This is a genomic window from Clostridium sp. cel8, from assembly GCF_014050525.1.
Classification (GTDB): domain Bacteria; phylum Bacillota; class Clostridia; order Clostridiales; family Clostridiaceae; genus Clostridium_B.
Map to the genome: position 1 here is coordinate 117,267 of NZ_JACGAG010000001.1, position 19,946 is coordinate 137,212.

Genomic DNA, 19,946 nt, shown 5'->3' on the forward strand with positions numbered 1-19,946 from the left:
CTTATAAAGTGGCCTATTATTAAGCCACTTTACTTCTTTTAATGTAGAAGTTGAGAGGTGGAAATTGATGTCCATAAGTTATAAAAAATTATGGAAATTACTTATCGACAAAGATATGAAAAAGAAAGATTTACAGATAGCTGCAGGAATAAGCTCATCTTCCATTACTAAAATGGCGAAGAATGAAAATGTAAGTACAGAAACTTTAACTAAAGTTTGTAAAGCACTTGACTGCGATATTTCCGATATCGTTGAAATAATAAAAGACTAGCCTTATTAAGCAGAAGTCTAAGCAAATATACGGAGGTCATTATGAAAATAAATACATTTTTCGACTTTTGTTCGGGAATCGGAGCCGGAAGGCTCGGTTTAGAGCAAAGTGGATTAAGATGTGTCGGTTATTCAGATACAAGTAGACTATCGGTAGCAACATATAAACAGATGTTTGATACTGAAAATGAAAAGAATTATGGAAACTTAAAAAAAATTAAAAGTGAAACTCTACCATCATTTGATCTTCTAATTGCAGGATTCCCTTGTCAGACATTCTCTGTCATAGGTAGAAAAGCAGGATTTAATGATGATAGAGGGCAGATCATTTTTCACCTTATAAGAATCCTTAACGAGACTCGCCCGAAATGTTTCATATTAGAAAATGTACGTGGACTTGTGAGCCATGACAAAGGTGCAACAATTAAAAAGATTATGACTGAATTTGATGATATTGGATACTCAGTTGTTTATAAGGTTTTAAACAGCCTTGATTACGGCGTTCCTCAAATGCGGCAACGAGTATATTTCATTGGATTTGATAAAAAATCGAATCTTTCTGCCGATGGCTTCGAATGGCCAACAGTAGAGCCCGTACCTGGTTTAGAAAATTATTTAATTGATTCAAACAACGATATATCAGAGATTAATCTTGAAAAATTCACATATTACCTAAAAAACCCAACAAATCAGGGAAAGTATGTACCAACAGATTTCTTGGATGAAGAATTACTTATAATCGATACAAGAATGTCAGATTTAAGGTTATACCGTGGAAAGGTGCCAACTTTACGCTCTCAAAGAGACGGGATCTTTTACATAAAAAATCATGCCATTAAAGAACTAACAGGTTTTGAAGCACTACTTTTACAAGGTTTTCCTGTACAATATGCAGAAAAAGTAAAAGACAGTGTTACAAATAGACACTTACTTATGCAGGCTGGAAATGCAATGACAGTTAATGTCATTAAAAAGTTAGGTGATTGTATCATTAAACATCTTAAAAAAGAGGAGGTAATATAATGTCATCAATATGGGAAGATTTTGAAATTGACTGTACCGAATATTTAAATAGAAAATTCGGTGATTATGCAAGCTTTAAACATGAGGGGGGATCTGACTCCACTATACCAGACATTAAAGTTACAACTAAGTCTGGCAATATTTTTTACATTGATGCAAAGCACTCTCCAGCACAATGTGGTCAATTTGTTTTGCTACCAGATATTGCATCAAGTACATTTATTTATAGCCGTCTAAATACCACTCCAATTAATACATACGCAAAACAAATCATTGAACATATGAATGCCCAATTTGACGAGTTTAAGGAGGCTGGAACAGCAGGAAAAGATATAGTAATGAATAATGGTTCTGAAATCTTTTCAAATTGGATTATCGACAGCTACAGAAATAAGGGTGCTCGCTATTTTATAACAAATAACTATACTATTTTACCTGTTGAAAGATTTAGTGAATATTTTAATGTTAGTGCTAAATACAGAGTTAAACGCAGTGGGTCAAGTCATGTTGGAAAGAGTAATATATCCAATGTTCTAAACTATATTAAATCCAATGGCTATAATATTGAAAGCTCAAGAACAGATGCTGGCAAGCTTTTTGTCGTTTCAGCGGAATCCTTACACAACCAACGTTTCCTATTACACGGTTATGAATATATGTTCTCTCTACGAGACTCTGAATACGAAATCAGAAAGCTTTCTAATACATTTAATGCAAACGTCATTTTTTCAATTGACTTAAAGTCAAATAAAAGCGGTATTGGACCAGATGAGTTCATTCAGGCTTTGAGGTAATCTCGTCCTCAATGAATTGCTTATACTTATTTAGTGCATACTTAAATATACTAAGCTGGTATTTACCAATTGGCAAATCTACATTTTTAAACTTATTCATATTGTCATTTAAACCTTTGTTTTGAAAAAGGGAGAATAGGTAATAAAACTTATCACTGCGATATTGCTCATCAATATCGCAGTTTTCTATCGCCTTTTCAAAACGTTTCAATCTCGACACAAGATCACTTTGCATCTTTTTGGATATATTATTTTTAGATAGCCATTGTCTGAATTCTATTTCCCTCATTCTTTGCTCCCTCCATGGCACTTCCTATCTCTTGACCAATCAGTTGCAAAACATCAATAACTACAGAATTACCAAATTGCTTATAGGCTTGATTATCACTCTTGCAAATTTTGTAACTATCTGGAAACCCCATTAGTCTAGCACATTCTCTAGGATGCAATTTTCTGGTTTTTCCATTAATTAAGTATCCTCCCGTTTTGGCAAATATTCCTCCACCGTTAGCCGATAGCGTAATCGCTATCCCTTTTACACTATATATTCTTTCACCTTGACCGCCTTTATTTACTATTCCTAATCTAATTGGTTTGTTACTGTACTTGTTATCTTCCACCCCATTGAAATAAGTATCTGGCCTCTGTATGTATAGATGTTCTACCTGGCTTTCATCTTCTAATAAAAAGTCTTCAACATGTTTTTTCAATGGGAAAGGCTTTGGAAAATTAAACTCTCCAATGTCTAAATCATTTCTAAAGCAAACCATGTAAATACGCTCTCTCTTTTGAGGAATTCCATAATCAGCAGCGTTTAAAACTCTCTGATGGAATGTATACCCCAACTCCTCCATAATGGTTTTTACCACGGACAAAGTATTACCATTATCATGAGAAGCAAAATTCTTAACATTTTCCATAAAAACTACCTTTGGCTTCTTAGCTTTCACAATTCTTGCGACATCAAAAAATAATGTACCTCTACTATCTTCAAATCCACGCTGTTTCCCACTTATTGAGAAAGCCTGACATGGAAATCCAGCACATAGAATATCATGATCAGGAATAGAGTTTTCATCTACTTGAGTAATGTCTCCATCAGGGATATCTCCAAAATTCTCTGCATAAACTTCTCTTACAGGTTCATCCCATTCACTTGAATAAACACATTTTGCACCCAGCGATTCTAATGCAATTCGAAAACCACCTAATCCTGCAAATAAATCGATAAAAGTAAAACCAGAAAGCGACTTTTTCTTTATATTAATCATAGTGAATCTCCTCTTTAAGTTTTAATTTCTACTATCATTATAGCGCATTGCGCTATAATTTCAAGTTCTTTAGTCCTAAATTACTAAGTGTTTTCTCAATCAATTATCTGTTTAACCCCATGTATATCTATCCTATCTCCTCGACCCTACGATTTTATCTAATCTGTCAACTCAACCCTACACACTTTTTTACAGTCGACCTGTTTCCTCAATAAATAAAAATAAGGATTTCCAAGGTTAAGAGGACTGCCAGACATCAGACAGAAAATCTTACAACCTTGAAAACCCTTTATTTATCAGTGTTTTGAATACCCCTACTTCTCAACCCTTGACATCAATACTACACTCTCCACATGTCCTGTATGAGGAAACATATCCATAAGCTTAACCTTATCCACGCTGTACCCTCCGTAAATAAATGACTTCAAGTCTTCAACTAAAGTTTTTGGATTACAGGAAACATATATTATAACATCTGCACCAAACTTTACAATCTCCTTAAGTGCCTTTGGATGAACTCCTGGCCTTGGAGGATCAATAATTATTACATCTGGCTTATAATCAAGATCTCCTACAATCTTTGCAACATCATCTGCAATAAACTTGCAATTATCAATTCCATTCAATTTTACATTCTCGTTAGCAGACTTAACTGCATCCTCTACAAGTTCAACACCTATAACTTCCTTTGCATTTGACGCAACTATCTGCCCTATTGTTCCTGTTCCACAGTAAAGGTCAAATACAGTCTTTGAAGAGGCATCTCCCATAAAGTCCTTCACTATATTATAGAGCTTTTCCGCTCCCTTTGAATTTGTCTGAAAAAATGCCCCGGGAAATATTTTAAACTTTAATCCGGAGATTGTTTCCATTATGTAATCATTTCCATAAAGCAAGTTTAGCTTTTCTATTTTTACCACATCTGAAAAACTATCATTTATGCTGTGCAGTATTCCCTTTATATTGCCGCTTAAATTCAAGCTTAAAAGCATTTGAACCATTTCATCAAAGTTAAAATCTATCTGTGACGTTGTAACTATATTTACAAGTATATCTCCTGTGTTCTTTCCCTTTCTTATAACTAGATTTCTAAGATACCCTCTCCTTGTCTTTACTCTATAATAAGGAATATCTTTTCCTCTAAAATAGTTTACAACTTCACTAAGTATCATTCTGAAGTCACCATCTACAATTTTGCACTGGTCTACATTTAATATTCCGAAGTTTTTACCTTTCATATGCATTCCAAGATTTAGTTTTCCGCCTTTTTCAGCATTTCCAAATGTAAACTCCATTTTATTTCTATATTCAAATTCCTCGGGATTTTTCTCTATACCTAGAAATTCATATCCTTCTATTCCTGCTCTGTTAAATAGGTCTAAAACCTGCTGTTTTTTCAATTCCAGTTGAAGATGGGACGGTATAAATTGAGAATTACAACCTCCACATACATTAAAGTGAGGGCATGGTGCTTCAATAGCATCCTTTATATTCTCTTTAACCTCTATAAGTTTTGCCTCCAAGTGATCTCTTTTCTTTTTTGTAAGTCTAGCCATTACAGTCTGACCTGGAAAAGTATTTTTGATAAACACATCATGTCCTTCCAAATCTGCTATACCTATTGATGGGAAGGAAGTTTTTTCTATATAAAATTCATATATATTTCCTATTTTCAATTTATTGCGCCTCCTCTCATTTAAATAGCTCAGCATTATTTTGCTGGTCCAGAAAACTTCTCACCTAAAGTTGTTTTATACTTTGTCTTACTCATTAAAAATGGATACAATATCAAAATTATAAAGAATATTATTATAAACATTCCCTTTTTATCTACAATATAATACCCAAAAATAAGTCTTAAAATTATATCCATAAGATACTCTACTATAACAGATACAACTCCAGTAAATGCAGTATCTATTATTGAACTTTTCAATTTTCCATTGACATGAGGTATTTTAAACCTTTTTGTCTTTTTAGTAATGGAAAAGTCATCTTTTTTAACTAATTTTTTTTCTTCATCTTTAACTACTATATCATTTTCAGTACTTTCTTCTTTTTTACTTTTTTCCTCTTCAGATTGCTTCTTTTTAAGCTCTTCTTGTTTCTTTAATTCTTCCTCTTTCTTTTTCTTCTCTTCAGCCTGTTTTTTCTTCATTTCTTCTTCTCTTTTTTTAATTTCCTCAAGCTTTCTCTTTTCCTCAAGATTCTTGCTTTTCAACTCTTCAAGGAATTGTTTTTTGGCTTCTTCTTTATTTATATTGTTTTCACTACCCTCATTTCCTTCCATTTATAAAACCTCCTACTATATTATTCTTAACAATTCTTTATATACTACACCAATAAGTGAGATTTTCATTTTGTGCAATTGTACAATAAATATATTATGCTACACTAAAAGGTTTATGTAAATATCTATGGATAAATACTTTCACTTTGTTAACATTTCATTTTACAATCCTATATATAAATCTTATAATTTTACTATCATATAACTTTAGGAGGAATTTTATGAAGGCTTTTATTTCTACTTTAATAAGTTTCATAGATATACTAATATTTATGGTTTTAGTTTCATATAAGACTTTAATTTATGGAAGGCAGATAAACCCATCAAGCTTCCCTGAATTTTCTCTTTTAGTCCCAAGTTTTGCATCATTATGTATTTTAGTTTCAATAGCATGTATTTTAAATAGAAATACGAGATTTAAGTTTTTATATATATGTAACCTTATAATAAGTATTGTTATCATATGTGATCTAAATTATTTCAGATATTTTAAAGATGTTATATCAATTCCTGTAATTATAAATGCTCTTCAACTTGGTGCAGTTGAATCAAGTGTAGAAAGTCTTGCACGGCCTTTAGACTTTTTATATACAGTAGATCTATTTATAATTCCATTTGCAAATAGATATATAAAGAGAAAATATCAATCCTATTATTTCAATCCTAAAATAAAAACAAAGCTTATATTATGTTTGTGTTTTCTCGCCCTTGGAGTTTCAATTAATTACAAATGCTTTTACAAGCTATCAAAGCAGCAACCAAGACTTTTAACTACAATGTACAACAAAGTATATATAACAAAAAAGCTTGGCACCCTAAACTACCACTATATAGATATTTATAACACCTTCCGAAATAAAATCGATAGAATGACACCAATATCTAAAAGTGAATTAACAGAGATTAGAAATTTTATGAATCTAAATAAATCCTCAGGTAAAAATCTTCATGGTGCCTACAGTGGAAAGAATCTAATTGTAATACAAGTAGAAGCTCTTCAAGAATTTGTAATAAATAGTTCTATAAACGGAAATGAAATAACTCCAAACTTAAATAGGTGGATAAAAAGATCCCATTACTTCGATAACTTTCACTATCAAGTTGCATCTGGAGGTACTTCAGATGCAGAGTTTATGGCAAATAACTCCCTGTATCCTGCTCAATCTGGTGCAGCATATTTTCTTTATTCAGGAAACACATTTCAATCAATGCCTGAAAGCTTTAAAGAAAAAGGCTATGAAACAGCTGCCTTCCATGGATTTAGAGAAAGTTTCTGGAACAGAAATGTAATGTATAAAAATTTTAAATTTGATAAATTTTATTCAAAAAAAAGTTTTAAAAATGATGAAAAAATAGGTCTTGGCCTAAGTGACAAGTCATTCTTAAATCAATCTATTGAAAAATTAAAAAAACTAAAAACTCCATACTATGCCTTTTTAATTACATTAACAAGTCACTATCCATATAATGATACAAAAAATTATGGTAATTTCAATGTGGGAAACTTAGAAGGTAGTTTAATTGGAAACTATATAAAATCAATTCACTACACAGATGCACAGCTTGGCATGTTTTTAGATAAGTTAGACAAAAATGGAACTCTAGAAAATTCCGTAGTAGTTATATATGGAGATCATTATGCAATTCCAAAGAATAAGAAAGATGAATTTTTAAAGTTTTACAATAAAAAATCACTATCTGAAGTTGATTGGATAAAATTACAGAAAGTACCTCTTATAATACACTTTCCAAATGACAGTATAAAAGGTACAAGCCACATAAATTCAGGTGAAATGGATATCTATCCTACAATAAGCAACCTATTTGGCATTAGAAGCGACTATACTATGGGAAATGACCTTTTCAATGAAAAGAATCCAAAAGTTATATATAGAGATGGCTCTTTTATAGATGGCGATTATTACTATATGTCTGAAAACAACTCCTATTACAATATGACTACAGGAGCTAAAATAAAGGAGAATACGGAGCTTAAAAAGAAAAAACAAATGTATTTAAAACAGCTCCAGTATTCTGATGATATATTAAAACACAATTTACTTAAAAATTGGATTAAGCAGTAGATTTGCCATCTCTATTGCAGATACAGCACCATCGTAGCCTTTGTTGCCTGATTTCGTTCCAGCCCTTTCTATAGCTTGCTGTATATTGTCTGTAGTAAGTACACTAAATATAATTGGAATATCTGTTTTAAGGGATACATTTGCTATCCCCTTTGAAACTTCATTTGATACATAGTCAAAGTGAGGTGTGTTTCCTCTTATTACTGTTCCAAGACATATAACAGCATTGTACTTTTTTGAGCATGCCATCTTCTTTGCAACAAGTGGTATTTCAAAAGCTCCAGGAACCCAGGATATATCTATATTCTCCTCTTTTGCGCCATGTCTTTTTAATCCGTCAAGACATCCCTCTAAAAGTTTCTTTCCTATAAATTCATTAAATCTTCCTATTACTATGCCAAATTTTAAACTATCTGCAATAAGATTTCCTTCATATACATTCATTTTCAATCAACCTTTCATTTTTATATTATTAACTCTATTCTGTATATTAAATATATTCTTAAAATTATAATTTTAAAAGATGTCCCATTTTTTCCTTTTTAGTTCTCATATATCTTTCGCTTTGCTTTGATATTTTTACCTCTATAGGAACTCTTTCAACTATCTCCAATCCATAGTTTGAAAGTCCATCTATCTTCTTTGGATTATTTGTCAAAAGTCTAATTTTTTTAATCCCTATATCTTGGAGTATTTTAGCTCCTATTGTATAGTCCCTCATATCAGCAGGAAATCCAAGTGCCAAATTTGCCTCTACAGTGTCCATTCCCTCCTCTTGCAGGTTATAGGCTTTTATCTTGTTTGCTATTCCAATTCCTCTTCCTTCTTGATTCATGTATAAAAGTACTCCTTCACCTTCTTTTTCTATCTGCCTCATAGATGATTTTAGCTGCTCTCCACAGTCACATCTAAGTGAATGGAATACATCCCCTGTAAGACACTCTGAGTGAACTCTAACAAGTACTTTTTTATCTTTGAAATTTCCTCCTTTTACAAGGCATACATGTTTATCTCCGTTTAATGTATTTTCATATACCATAACTCTAAATTCTCCAAATTCAGTTGGAAGCTTAGCTTCTGCTACTCTTTTTACTAATTTCTCATTTTTCTTTCTATAAGCTATAAGGTCAACTATAGTCACAATTTTTATGTCATGCTCTTTTGAAAACTTCATAAGATCATCTCTTCTTGCCATAGTTCCATCATCTTTTATTATTTCACATATTGCAGCTGCACCTTTAAAACCTGCAAGCTTTGAAAGGTCAACTGAAGCTTCTGTGTGTCCTTTTCTATCAAAGACTCCATTTTTTCTTGCTATTAGAGGAAATACATGTCCAGGTCTTCTAAAATCTTGAAAAGAGTTTGAAGTAGCAATCATGTTTATAGTGTGAGCCCTTTCAAATGCAGATATTCCAGTTGTAGTGTCCTTATAATCTACAGTTACTGTAAATGCAGTTTCGTGATTGTCTGTATTTTTTTCAACCATTGGATTTAATTTAAGTTTTTCTGCTATTTTCTCTTCAACAGGTGCACATAAAAGCCCTTTTGCATTTTTTATCATAAAGTTAATATTTTCTCCTGTTGCCTTTTCAGCAGGTATTACAAGATCCCCCTCATTTTCCCTACCTTCATCATCTACAATTATAATCATCTTTCCATGTTTAAGATCTTCTATTGCTTCTTTGATAGTGTTAAATTTATGCTCCATATTAAGCATCTCCTTTTTAATATTATTTTTAATTTTTTGTATATTTAATCTATTTTGAAAACTATACAAATCCATATTTACTAAGCATGTCCATACTTATATCTGATTTTTTATTTTGTATAGATCTTTGATTTAAAAACATCTTCTCTACATACTTTCCTATTATGTCACATTCTATATTTACCTTATCCCCAATTTTTCTATAGTTTAATACTGTTTCCATCTTTGTATGAGGTATAAGTGATACACTAAAACAATTGTTACTTATCTTTGCCACAGTAAGACTTGCTCCATCTAAAGTTACAGATCCTTTTAAAACTATATATTTCATTATGTCTTGTGAAACTTCTATATCAATCCAAGTGGATATGCCTTCATCATGTATATCTACTATTTTTCCTGTACCATCTATATGTCCACTTACTATGTGACCACCAAATCTATCTCCTAATTTAAGTGCTCTTTCAAGGTTAACTTTACTCTTTATTTTTAAACTTTTAAGACTTACCATTCTAAGTGTTTCTGCCATTATATCTACACTAAAAAAATCTTTTCCATAATCTGTAACAGTTAAGCATGTACCATTTACTGCAATACTATCTCCAATTTTCATTCCACGGAGAATTTTCTCTGCTCTTATAGAAAGTTTTGAATAATTTTCACCCTTTGACACTTGTAAAACTTCTCCAACTTCCTCTACAAGTCCTGTAAACAACCTATCATCTCCTCATTATAAACTGCTAATAAATCAACCTTTTAGGAAGATATGCCTCAATCATTATATCTTCTCCAATACTTTTAACTGAAACATTTTCAAGTTTTATTTCATCTGATATACTTTCTATACCACTTCCCTCTACTGAAGTTTTTGCATCTTTTCCACCAAATATCTTTGGTGCCATAAAATAAACTACTTTATCTACAATATCTGACTTTAATGCAGAAAAATTTACACTTCCACCACCTTCAATAAGTATGCTATCTATGCCTAATTTTCCAAGCTTTCTAACTAGATATTTAAGGTCAACCATGGAATTTGAATCTTCAGGACAAATTATTATTTTAACTCCCTTATCTTTCAGTTTCACATAATTTTCATTATCAAATTTTTCAGTACAAGCAATTATAACCTCCCTTTCCTTCAAAGTTTCAAACACTCTAGAATTTACAGGAGATTTCAACTTTGAATCCAATATAATGGCTTTTGGACTCCTTGATTTTCCCTCAAGCCTTGTAGTCAAAAGAGGATTATCATCTAAAATAGTACCTACTCCTACCATCACTGCAGTTAAACTATTTCTCATTTTGTGAACTCTATTCCTTGAAGCCTTACCTGTTATCCACTTTGACTCTCCAGTACATGTAGCTATTTTCCCATCTAATGTAACTGCACATTTCATCACAACAAATGGAAGCCTTTTAGAGATATATTTCATAAATACCTCATTTAACTGTAATGCACTACTTTCCATAACTCCTGTATCTACTTCAATACCTGCTGCTTTTAACATCTTTATTCCATTTCCTGATACAAGTGGGTTTGGATCAACACTTGCAATAACAACTCTCTTTATACCAGATTTTATTATAGCTTTTGCACAAGGAGGAGTCTTTCCATAGTGTGAACAGGGCTCTAAAGTTACATATAGACAAGAATCTTTTGCATTTTCTCCTGCCTCTTTTAATGCATATACTTCTGCATGTGGCCCTCCGAAAAATTTATGATATCCTTTTCCTAAAACTTTTCCCTCTTTAACAATTACTGCTCCAACCATTGGATTTGGGTTTACAAATCCTCTTCCCTTTTTAGCAAGATCTAGTGCCATTTTCATATAGTGCATATCTAACTGGCTATTTTTCATAAATTCACTTCCATATTCTAATTAATTTAATTTATAAGAAATCCCCTGAAGTAACCTTCAGGGGATAATATACAATATGAATAAGCATAAATTAATATGCCACTATAACTATATAATAGAAATTTATTGCAATGATTATACTTTCTTTCATCCAGACTTTACTGTCGGTACTGGAATTAAACCAGTTCTGCCTAAATGGCTTGCGGACTATACCGCCGATCGGGAATTTCACCCTGCCCTGAAAGTTACTATTTAATTTTGATTATACTATATACCTATTTTTTTATATTGTCAATATATTATCAACATATAGTAAATTTATTTTTATTTTTACTTATTAGTTTATAAACTATATTTAATAGATTAAAATAAAAAAAATAGTAAATAAACAAAAATAAATGAAAATAAACGAAAATTACACTTCTATTAAACTAACTTACTCTAATCATAAAATTATAGATTTGGAAATATTATTTTTAAATGATAATATAAACGTAAACAAAGTATAAAATAATAATAAACATAAAATTATATATAATTAAAATATAATTTATTTTGAAAGGGTTGATTATAATGAAAATAGCTATAGGCTGTGACCAAAATGGATATGAATTAAAGCTGGAATTAATGGATTTTTTAAAGGAGAAAAACATTGAATATGTTGATTTTGGATCAAATAAAGGTGAATCAACATACTATCCAGAAATTGCATTAAAGGTAAGTAAAGAAGTTGCTAAAGGAAACTTTGAAAGAGGTATTTTAATTTGTGGTACAGGAATAGGAATGGCTATAACTGCTAATAAAGTTCCAGGTATACGTGCTGCTGTATGTCATGACATCTATTCTGCAGAAAGAGCACAAAAGAGTAATAAAGCACAAATTGCTACCTTTGGTGCCGAAGTAGTAGGTCCTTCACTTGCAAAATATCTATTAAATATATGGTTAAATTCTGAATTTGTAGATGGAAGATCTACTCCAAAAGTTAATTTAATAAATGAAATAGACAAAAATTTCAGAAAAGATTTAAAATAATAAAAAACAAAATTTACTTTTTTATAATTATTGGAGGTAATTGTATGAAATTTTTTATAGATACAGCTAATGTAGATGAGATAAAAAAAGCAAATGAAATGGGAATTATATGTGGTGTTACTACAAATCCATCCTTAATTGCAAAAGAAGGAAGAGAATTCAAAGATGTAGTTAAGGAAATTACAACAATTGTAGATGGTCCTATAAGCGCTGAGGTAATTGGTCTTAAATCAAATGAAATGATAGAAGAAGCAAGAGATCTAGTTAAAATACACAAAAATATAGTAATAAAAATTCCAATGACAACAGAAGGATTAAAAGCAGTAAAAATACTTTCAAAAGAAGGTATACACACAAATGTAACTCTAATATTCTCTGCATCTCAGGCACTTTTAGCTGCAAGAGCTGGTGCTTCCTATGTAAGTCCTTTTCTTGGAAGACTTGATGATATAGGATCGAATGGTATGAAACTTGTTGAAGATATAACTAAAATATTTAAAAATTATAATATAAAAACAGAAATAATAGCCGCTAGCGTACGAAGCCCTCTCCATGTAATAAACGCTGCAAAAGCAGGATGTGATATAGCTACAGTTCCATATAAAGTTTTAATACAGATGACAAAACATCCATTGACTGATATAGGAATAGAAAGATTTCTACAAGACTGGAAATCAGCTTTTAAAAAATAATATCAAACATTCATATGAAAGGATGTGCTCTCAATGAAAGAACTAGATCAATTAACAATAAACACAATTAGATTTTTATCTGTAGAAGCCATAGAAAAAGCCAAATCTGGACATCCTGGCCTTCCACTTGGAGCTGCACCTATTGCATATACATTATGGGCAAAAATGATGAAACACAATCCTAAAAATCCAAATTGGGAAAACAGAGATAGATTCATATTATCTGCTGGTCACGGTTCTTCTCTTTTATATTCTCTCCTTCATATATTTGGATACGGTTTAACTATTGATGATTTAAAACAATTTCGTCAATGGGGAAGTAAAACACCTGGACATCCTGAATATGGACACACTGTTGGAGTTGAAACAACAACTGGACCTCTTGGACAAGGTATTGCAAACGCTGTTGGAATGGCACTTGCAGAATCATATCTTTCAGCTAAATTCAACAGGCCTGGTTATCCTATAGTTGATCACAATGTATATTGTCTTGCAGGTGACGGATGTATGATGGAGGGAATCTCTTCAGAAGCCGCATCACTTGCAGGCACACTTGGACTTGGTAAATTAATTGTGCTTTATGACTCAAATAATATAACTATTGAAGGTAACACAAATATAACCTTCACTGAAAACATAAATAAAAGATTTGAATCATATGGATGGCAAGTACTGAATATAAATGATGGAAACGATATTGAAGTGCTTGAAACCGCAATTGATGTAGCAAAAAAAGAAAAAAATAAACCAACACTTATAATAGTAAAGACTCAAATAGGTTATGGATGTCCAGAAAAACAAGGTAAATCTTCTGCACATGGAGAACCTCTTGGAGAAGAAAATATAAAAGATACAAAGAAATTTTTGAATTGGAAATATACAGAAAAATTCTATGTACCCGATGAAGTTAAGGAATATATGGATAAAACAATTAAAGCTTTAGAATCAGAAGAAGAAAAATGGAATAAGTTAAAATCTGAATATGATAATAAATTTCCAGAGCTTGCAAAAGAATGGAATATGTATCAAAAAAATAATCTTTCTAAAGAATTTTTAAATGACAATAACTTTTGGTCATTCCAAAAGGAAATGTCAACAAGAAACGCTTCTGGTGAAATAATAAATAAAATTTCTGCTAAAATACCAAATCTAATTGGTGGTTCCGCAGATCTTGCTCCTTCAAATAAAACTCATATAAAAAACGGTGGAGATTTCTCAAAAGAAAATAGACTTGGACGGAACTTGCATTTTGGAATAAGGGAACATGCTATGGCAGCCATTGCAAATGGAATATATCTTCATGGAGGATTAATACCTTATGTATCTACATTCCTTGTGTTTAGTGACTATATGAAGGCTGCTATGAGGCTATCTGCTCTTATGAAACTTCCTATAACATATGTGTTAACTCACGATAGCATAGGTGTAGGAGAAGATGGTCCAACTCATCAGCCTATAGAACATCTAGCTTCTCTTAGAAGTATACCTAATATGACAGTATATAGACCTGCAGATTCAAAGGAAACAGCTGCTGCATGGTATTACTCTCTTTCAAATAAAACAGGCCCTACTTCAATAATACTCACAAGGCAAACTGTTCCCCTTTATAAAGAAACCGGAAAGGATGCTTTAAAAGGAGCATACATCTTAAAGGATAGCAAAAATAAAATTCCAGATTTAATTTTAATGGCATCTGGATCTGAAGTAGAACTTATATACAAAGCTTCGCAAAAACTAGAAGAAAAAGGTATCGACACAAGAGTTGTAAGTTTCCCTTCTTTTGAAGTATTTGAAAAACAAGATGATGACTATAAAGAAAAAATACTACCAAAATCAGTAAAAAGAAGATTGGCCGTAGAAGCTGCCTCTTCTTTTGGATGGTACAAATACATTGGTCTTGAAGGTAAAATAATATCAATCGATCATTTTGGTTCATCTGCACCTGCTCTTAATCTATTTAAAAACTTTGGATTTACTGTAGAAAATGTAGTATCTGAAGCTGAAAAACTTTTATAAATTTTATAAATATAAAATTACTAAACAAAGAACTATTTCCATATAGAGGAAATAGTTCTTTATTACATATGTTCATTTTCAGCAACAACTACATTTATGCCATATTTTCTATACTTATCAAGTACATTTTCTGGAGAATTTGAATCAGTAATTATTGTATCAACTTTTTTTGAATCTGCAAAGCTTGATATCGAATTAACTTCAAGTTTTGAAAAATCAAGCATAGCAACAATCTTTTCAGCTCTAGACACAAGAAGTTTCTTTAATTCCGCCTCATATATATTAAATTCTGTAAGACCCTGTTCCAACGTAAAACCGCGTGCAGACAAAAAAGCTATATCAGCATTAATCTGTGAAATTAAATTTTTACCCATTAATCCTTCAAGTGCACCTGATTTTGATCTTACAACGCCACCTACAAGAATTACATTTATATTGTTATTGTCTTTAAGTTCAAGAGCTGTATATATTCCATTTGTCAATACTGTAATTCTGAAGTCAGTTTTACTTAAATACTTTGCAAAAGATACTGCAGTTGAACTTGCATCTATTATAATACATTGACCATCTTTTATAAAATCATAGGCTTTTTTACCTATAATATTTTTTTCATCTTGATTTTTACCTTTTCTAATTGTAAAGCTTAAATCTCTTTTTTGTACAGTTTCAGGAAGAACAGCCCCTCCATGAATTCTCTTTATAAGTCCATCCTTTTCCAATTTATTTAAGTCATTTCTTATAGTACATGCAGAAACATTAATCATTTCACTTAATCCATGTGTTGTAACTTTCTTATTTTTATATAACAACTCCAATATTTTATTGTGTCTTTCAAAAGCAAGCATAATTTCCCCTCTTTCTTATTGTTTTTTAATATTTGATTTATATAAAATAGTATATTTTAGAGAATTACTAAATTTTTTAAGCAAAACGAAAACATATAAAATTAAAACGAAAGTAAAACTCTATTAAAATTATATCAGATAATAATCCTAATAGAAACTCTAAGAACAAAAATTTATAGCGTAATTTTTTTACATACAATTTTATTGGTGTATAATTTTAAATATAGTATTTTTCAGGAGGAATAAATTTGAACATATATATAGATTTTCAGTTTAAAATAAAAAAAGATGAAGTTATATCTAAGCTATCATATTACAATAAATTTTTAAAACCAAATGAATGCAACTTAATCTTTAACTCTCTTTTACCTGTTTTATATGAATATGCCAATCCATATGGTGTATTTAAATCAGAAAAAAACTCTAAAATTTCAGTTACAGATAAATATGATTATACAATTTTCTGTGCCGTAACCCTTGGAAACTCCATAAGTAAAAAAATAGATGAATTATTTGATAAAAAAGATATAAAAAGTGCTCTTGTACTTGATTCAATGGCAGTTTTCTATCTATTTGAAGTGGCCTCTCAATTATTTGAGAAAATATATAAAAAAGCTTCAAAATTGAATTTGGGACTTACCCCTAGAATATCACCTGGAAATAAAAATTTTCCATTAAAATATCAAAAATATATAATAGATATTCTAAAAAACGAAGGCCCTCTTGATATAAAAGCTGAAGAAAGCTTCATGCTAAATCCTATATACTCAATGGCATATTTATATGGCGCAGACTCAAAATTAGCCTTAAACAAGCTAGATCACAGCTGTGATAACTGTAAAAATAAAGACTCATGTAATATAAAGAAAGGATTGATTTAGATGAATTTAAACAAGATAAATGGTAATACATATTATATAGATGCACCAACAAATTCAGGAATATTCAAATTCAAAAACAAAAATTGTCTTATTGTAGACACAGGTTTAAATAACTCTGCTGCAAAAAAACTAGATGAAGTAATTATAGAAAACAATTTACATCCAAAGTATATAATAAACACCCACAATCATATTGATCATTGCGGAGGAAATATATACTTTCAAAAAAACTATCCAGGAGTTTTAGTATATACATCTTACAGAGAAAAAGTATTTATGGAAAATGAATATCTTCACGCCTCTATTTTAAGTTCTTCGTATCCACCTAAGTCACTTAACAGGAGCAACAAGCCAATACCTACAGATTATGTACTTGACTATGGAATAAATAAAATAGGCGATGAAAAATTTAATATAATCAAACTTCCTGGTCATTCAATAGAGCACATAGGAATAATTACCCAAGATAAAGTGTGCTTTCTTGGAGATTCTATCTTCAGCAGCGAAATACTAGATAAATATTCCTTTCCATATCTGTACAATATATCAGACAGCCTTAATACCTTAAATGCCATAAAGGAAATAGATGCAGATTATTTTCTAATAAGTCATTCTAATGGTGTTGTTTCAAAAGATGAAATAGTTACTATTGCAGACAGGAATATAAAAAATATAGAAAACTATAAAGATGAAATACTTGAACTTTTAGATCAACCTCTGACGAGGGAAGATATTTTAGAAAATATAACAATACTTAACAACCTAAAACTTAATTTCAATGAATACTATCTTAATCTTTCAGGAGTATCTGCTTTCATATCCTATCTATACAACGAAAAACTCATAGACTGTTCTATAGAGGACGGAAAAATGTACTATTTTAAAGCAAAATAAGGAACACTGATTAATCAAACAGTGTTCCCACAACCTTATTTCCATCTCTACTTATAACACCATAGTTATAAATTCCAAGAAATTCCCCTTCATATTCTATCGACTTCTTGCTCTTTACTTCAGTAATAGTGTTTTCCGATGAGTTATTTATATAAATATTTCCATCTCTAGATATGTAAATATTCTTCTTGTTTACAGGTTGAGAAAGGGTATATGTTTTTCTGTTGCTTGTATCATCACTTAAGTTTATAACAAATATCTTGTTTATCTCATTGTTTTCACCATTTCCTATATAAACCTGTTCATCATTATCCGTTCCAAGAAGATAGTGCATGCCATTTTCTCCAGTAGCTATAACACTTCCACTTCTTCCTATTCTTATTCTGTTTGTACTTCTATCTTCATAAACTATTTGATCACCATCTTGGTTATTTATTGCTGCTATCTTATCTCCAAGTCGAATTCCACCAAAATCAATCTTGCTTAAGGCAGTCATACGATCTATTCTATATATTCTTCCTACCTCTCCATCTTCCCCTGAAGTTACATAAGTTACATTGCTTGCTCCTGAAAAAGCAATATTTTTAACTTCGTAATTACTATTTGGTAAAAGTATTTCAAGTGGTTCTTGCCCATTTTTACGCTCCTCAGAAGTATCTCTCTTTGCGTCATAGGCAACAAATTTCAAATAACTTGAACCTGCTCTTGAAAACTTTTCAGCCATAAGTATTACATCGCTTTCTAAATCCCATCTATAATAAGATAAGCTAGAATCAGAATCTACATCAACTTCTTTTTTATCATTTGTATCTGTATTAACTACATATATAGTTCCATCTTCATTATAAGATATATAGCTGCCATTATATGATACTTTTATATCTTCTGCATCTTCAGGAACCTTAACTTTAATTTTAGTAGGAGATTTCTCACCTGATATATCAATTTTTTTTATATTAAAAATTTCCTGGTCTTTAATATAGACTTTATCAATAAAAAACAACCCAATAAATTCAAGAATTATAGGTAATAAAGTCCATATAATTAATCTCTTAAGTACTTTCATAAAAATACACTCTCCTCTAACGTTCTACATATACTGCCGTAGCCACAGTTCTTTCTCCATTCCAGTCACATGGATCATTTATTACCTCTCCATTGTAGTACATAGTGGAAGAAGAACCTCCATCAAGATTTGCAGCATTAACTACTCCTCGCTGAAGCAGTATAGTTTGAACTTCTTTCAAACTAGCCCCAAGCTTAACCCCATTTCTCCCATCTATAACTAGAAGTACAACAGTACCATCACTTTTTTGTCCTATTGCAGTCCTTGGATTAAGTCCTGAACTTACAGCTACAGTTTTACCGTTTATTATAAGAGGAGTGTCAAAAGAAAGTGCTTCCTTTACGCCTTCTGCAAGTAATTCATTAAGGCTGTGATATCCAACAATAAGTTTTCCATTTGAATCAAAAGCAGCTACACTAAGCTTGCTTTCCGGATTTACATCTGAATTTATGCTCTTCCCATTTGAAATTACAATACCTTCAGGATAACCTCCAGTTCCAGTCCAAAGTTTTCCATTTGATGCCTTATCCTGAAATCCTCCACCATTTATAGCTGCTATTGCATTGTGATCTTCTGCTATTTCACTTGTCTTTTCACCAACTTTTCCAAGGTGCTTTGTATATCCTATTTTTATCCTAGTAGGATCTTTAACTTCAAGTATGTATCCATCAAATCTGGAACCAGGTATTTCATATTGCTCTATTCCCTTGTCATTTCTATGTTCTATACTTACTCCTTCACTATTTTCAGTTTGAGTTCCCTCTATTTCACCTTGTTTGCTATTATTTAATATTTCATTAATCTTTTCCTTTGATAAAAATGTAGTGGCTATGTATTGGTGTGTAAAAGTCTGCATAGCTGTATTTACCACCATATCTCTTACACCTGTAAAAGGGCCATAAAAAACAAGTAGAGGCGAAGTTATTGTGGCAATTATAAATTCATATATAAAAAATAAAATCAACCTAAACTTTTTCTTTTTCCTCCTCCGTCTTTTTAAACTTCTCTTTTGAGTACTCATATAATTTTACCTCCATAAAATAGGCATCTAGTTACATAAAATAAGTATTATAAATCATATTTTACTATTATTCCATAATTATTTCTACTAAAAAAACTATTTGTAAAAAATTCGTAACATAATTATACCAATTTAAGTACTAGATAAGCAATATTGGTTATATTTACTTAAAAACACTTTGGATTTAAAATCCAAAG

The 19,946-nt window shown here is 30.9% G+C and carries 20 protein-coding genes and 1 riboswitch; of the genes, 9 read left to right on the forward strand and 11 right to left on the reverse strand.

All coding sequences use genetic code 11. The features are described 5' to 3' along the window. The first annotated feature begins 67 nt into the window (after positions 1-67). From H2684_RS00600 to H2684_RS00610, 3 genes are read left to right on the forward strand one after another with little or no spacing between them, the layout of a single operon-like run. Positions 68-271: a helix-turn-helix transcriptional regulator gene (locus H2684_RS00600; RefSeq protein ID WP_058009470.1), complete on the forward strand. Its 204-nt coding sequence runs from the start codon at positions 68-70 to the stop codon at positions 269-271. Positions 272-312: 41 nt separating this feature from the next. After that, positions 313-1,293 carry a DNA (cytosine-5-)-methyltransferase gene (gene dcm / locus H2684_RS00605; RefSeq protein WP_154439159.1) on the forward strand — a complete coding sequence of 327 codons (981 nt, stop codon included), beginning with the start codon at positions 313-315 and terminating at the stop codon, positions 1,291-1,293. Next, a complete protein-coding gene (locus H2684_RS00610; RefSeq protein ID WP_097033496.1) occupies positions 1,293-2,087 on the forward strand; it encodes a hypothetical protein in 795 nt (264 codons plus the stop codon). The genes dcm and H2684_RS00610 overlap by 1 nt, the downstream gene beginning before the upstream one ends. Here H2684_RS00610 and H2684_RS00615 read toward each other — a convergent pair. The 4 genes from H2684_RS00615 to H2684_RS00630 form a co-directional block, all read right to left on the reverse strand. Then, positions 2,068-2,376, reverse strand: coding sequence for a hypothetical protein (locus H2684_RS00615; protein WP_216585076.1), 309 nt, complete (start codon positions 2,374-2,376; stop codon positions 2,068-2,070). The two genes, H2684_RS00610 and H2684_RS00615, sit on opposite strands and share 20 nt — an antisense overlap. Continuing rightward, positions 2,342-3,358 carry a DNA cytosine methyltransferase gene (locus tag H2684_RS00620; RefSeq protein ID WP_154439160.1) on the reverse strand — a complete coding sequence of 339 codons (1,017 nt, stop codon included), beginning with the start codon at positions 3,356-3,358 and terminating at the stop codon, positions 2,342-2,344. The genes H2684_RS00615 and H2684_RS00620 overlap by 35 nt, the downstream gene beginning before the upstream one ends. A 314-nt stretch (positions 3,359-3,672) precedes the next feature. Then, positions 3,673-5,034 carry a 23S rRNA (uracil(1939)-C(5))-methyltransferase RlmD gene (rlmD, locus tag H2684_RS00625; protein WP_182087418.1) on the reverse strand — a complete coding sequence of 454 codons (1,362 nt, stop codon included), beginning with the start codon at positions 5,032-5,034 and terminating at the stop codon, positions 3,673-3,675. A 35-nt stretch (positions 5,035-5,069) separates the two neighbouring features. Further along, on the reverse strand, positions 5,070-5,648 hold the full coding sequence (locus H2684_RS00630) for a hypothetical protein (RefSeq protein ID WP_182087419.1): 579 nt from the start codon (positions 5,646-5,648) through the stop codon (positions 5,070-5,072). A gap of 221 nt (positions 5,649-5,869) precedes the next feature. Between H2684_RS00630 and H2684_RS00635 the strand changes: the two genes are divergently transcribed. Then, positions 5,870-7,732, forward strand: a complete 1,863-nt coding sequence (locus H2684_RS00635; protein ID WP_182087420.1) for an LTA synthase family protein — start codon at positions 5,870-5,872, stop codon at positions 7,730-7,732. On the opposite strand, the gene ribE is transcribed toward H2684_RS00635, so the two are convergent. From ribE to ribD, 4 genes are all read right to left on the reverse strand, one after another. After that, entirely contained in the window at positions 7,706-8,176 is a 471-nt protein-coding gene (gene ribE, locus H2684_RS00640; RefSeq protein WP_182087421.1) for a 6,7-dimethyl-8-ribityllumazine synthase, read from the reverse strand. The genes H2684_RS00635 and ribE overlap by 27 nt on opposite strands. Before the next feature lie 64 nt (positions 8,177-8,240). Then, on the reverse strand, positions 8,241-9,440 hold the full coding sequence (locus H2684_RS00645; protein WP_182087422.1) for a bifunctional 3,4-dihydroxy-2-butanone-4-phosphate synthase/GTP cyclohydrolase II: 1,200 nt from the start codon (positions 9,438-9,440) through the stop codon (positions 8,241-8,243). Positions 9,441-9,501: 61 nt separating this feature from the next. Continuing rightward, the gene (locus tag H2684_RS00650; RefSeq protein WP_182087423.1) at positions 9,502-10,155 is read right to left on the reverse strand and encodes a riboflavin synthase; all 654 of its coding nucleotides are present in this window, start codon (positions 10,153-10,155) and stop codon (positions 9,502-9,504) included. A 25-nt stretch (positions 10,156-10,180) separates the two neighbouring features. After that, positions 10,181-11,302, reverse strand: a complete 1,122-nt coding sequence (gene ribD, locus H2684_RS00655; RefSeq protein ID WP_182087424.1) for a bifunctional diaminohydroxyphosphoribosylaminopyrimidine deaminase/5-amino-6-(5-phosphoribosylamino)uracil reductase RibD — start codon at positions 11,300-11,302, stop codon at positions 10,181-10,183. A gap of 135 nt (positions 11,303-11,437) precedes the next feature. Next, positions 11,438-11,552, reverse strand: a riboswitch (FMN riboswitch). Between the two features lie 323 nt (positions 11,553-11,875). Between ribD and rpiB the strand changes: the two genes are divergently transcribed. From rpiB to tkt, 3 genes are read left to right on the forward strand one after another with little or no spacing between them, the layout of a single operon-like run. Next, on the forward strand, positions 11,876-12,334 hold the full coding sequence (rpiB, locus tag H2684_RS00660) for a ribose 5-phosphate isomerase B (protein WP_182087425.1): 459 nt from the start codon (positions 11,876-11,878) through the stop codon (positions 12,332-12,334). A 44-nt stretch (positions 12,335-12,378) separates the two neighbouring features. Then, positions 12,379-13,026, forward strand: a complete 648-nt coding sequence (gene fsa, locus H2684_RS00665) for a fructose-6-phosphate aldolase (protein WP_182087426.1) — start codon at positions 12,379-12,381, stop codon at positions 13,024-13,026. 33 nt (positions 13,027-13,059) lie between these two features. Then, the gene (gene tkt / locus H2684_RS00670) at positions 13,060-15,042 is read left to right on the forward strand and encodes a transketolase (RefSeq protein WP_182087427.1); all 1,983 of its coding nucleotides are present in this window, start codon (positions 13,060-13,062) and stop codon (positions 15,040-15,042) included. Between the two features lie 62 nt (positions 15,043-15,104). Here the strand turns inward: tkt and H2684_RS00675 are convergent, their stop codons facing one another. Then, the gene (locus H2684_RS00675; RefSeq protein WP_182087428.1) at positions 15,105-15,887 is read right to left on the reverse strand and encodes a DeoR/GlpR family DNA-binding transcription regulator; all 783 of its coding nucleotides are present in this window, start codon (positions 15,885-15,887) and stop codon (positions 15,105-15,107) included. Between the two features lie 248 nt (positions 15,888-16,135). On the opposite strand from H2684_RS00675, the gene H2684_RS00680 reads away from it, so the two are divergent. Further along, positions 16,136-16,768 carry a 5-methyltetrahydrofolate--homocysteine methyltransferase gene (locus H2684_RS00680; RefSeq protein WP_182087429.1) on the forward strand — a complete coding sequence of 211 codons (633 nt, stop codon included), beginning with the start codon at positions 16,136-16,138 and terminating at the stop codon, positions 16,766-16,768. Then, the gene (locus H2684_RS00685) at positions 16,769-17,662 is read left to right on the forward strand and encodes an MBL fold metallo-hydrolase (protein ID WP_182087430.1); all 894 of its coding nucleotides are present in this window, start codon (positions 16,769-16,771) and stop codon (positions 17,660-17,662) included. A 10-nt stretch (positions 17,663-17,672) separates the two neighbouring features. On the opposite strand, the gene H2684_RS00690 is transcribed toward H2684_RS00685, so the two are convergent. After that, positions 17,673-18,728: a hypothetical protein gene (locus tag H2684_RS00690; protein ID WP_182087431.1), complete on the reverse strand. Its 1,056-nt coding sequence runs from the start codon at positions 18,726-18,728 to the stop codon at positions 17,673-17,675. A 16-nt stretch (positions 18,729-18,744) separates the two neighbouring features. Beyond that, positions 18,745-19,749, reverse strand: a complete 1,005-nt coding sequence (locus H2684_RS00695; protein WP_182087432.1) for a phosphodiester glycosidase family protein — start codon at positions 19,747-19,749, stop codon at positions 18,745-18,747. Positions 19,750-19,946 lie beyond the last annotated feature (197 nt).

Bases quoted from the DNA above. Each gene is read 5' to 3' on its own strand.
- H2684_RS00615 (WP_216585076.1), bottom strand. From the start codon at position 2,376: ATGAGGGAAATAGAATTCAGACAATGGCTATCTAAAAATAATATATCC.
- H2684_RS00635 (WP_182087420.1), top strand. From the start codon at position 5,870: ATGAAGGCTTTTATTTCTACTTTAATAAGTTTCATAGATATACTAATA.
- H2684_RS00620 (WP_154439160.1), bottom strand. From the start codon at position 3,358: ATGATTAATATAAAGAAAAAGTCGCTTTCTGGTTTTACTTTTATCGAT.
- H2684_RS00630 (WP_182087419.1), bottom strand. From the start codon at position 5,648: ATGGAAGGAAATGAGGGTAGTGAAAACAATATAAATAAAGAAGAAGCC.
- H2684_RS00695 (WP_182087432.1), bottom strand. From the start codon at position 19,749: ATGAGTACTCAAAAGAGAAGTTTAAAAAGACGGAGGAGGAAAAAGAAA.
- H2684_RS00610 (WP_097033496.1), top strand. From the start codon at position 1,293: ATGTCATCAATATGGGAAGATTTTGAAATTGACTGTACCGAATATTTA.
- dcm (WP_154439159.1), top strand. From the start codon at position 313: ATGAAAATAAATACATTTTTCGACTTTTGTTCGGGAATCGGAGCCGGA.
- H2684_RS00645 (WP_182087422.1), bottom strand. From the start codon at position 9,440: ATGGAGCATAAATTTAACACTATCAAAGAAGCAATAGAAGATCTTAAA.
- rpiB (WP_182087425.1), top strand. From the start codon at position 11,876: ATGAAAATAGCTATAGGCTGTGACCAAAATGGATATGAATTAAAGCTG.
- H2684_RS00675 (WP_182087428.1), bottom strand. From the start codon at position 15,887: ATGCTTGCTTTTGAAAGACACAATAAAATATTGGAGTTGTTATATAAA.
- fsa (WP_182087426.1), top strand. From the start codon at position 12,379: ATGAAATTTTTTATAGATACAGCTAATGTAGATGAGATAAAAAAAGCA.
- tkt (WP_182087427.1), top strand. From the start codon at position 13,060: ATGAAAGAACTAGATCAATTAACAATAAACACAATTAGATTTTTATCT.
- H2684_RS00690 (WP_182087431.1), bottom strand. From the start codon at position 18,728: ATGAAAGTACTTAAGAGATTAATTATATGGACTTTATTACCTATAATT.
- H2684_RS00600 (WP_058009470.1), top strand. From the start codon at position 68: ATGTCCATAAGTTATAAAAAATTATGGAAATTACTTATCGACAAAGAT.
- H2684_RS00685 (WP_182087430.1), top strand. From the start codon at position 16,769: ATGAATTTAAACAAGATAAATGGTAATACATATTATATAGATGCACCA.
- ribE (WP_182087421.1), bottom strand. From the start codon at position 8,176: ATGAATGTATATGAAGGAAATCTTATTGCAGATAGTTTAAAATTTGGC.
- ribD (WP_182087424.1), bottom strand. From the start codon at position 11,302: ATGAAAAATAGCCAGTTAGATATGCACTATATGAAAATGGCACTAGAT.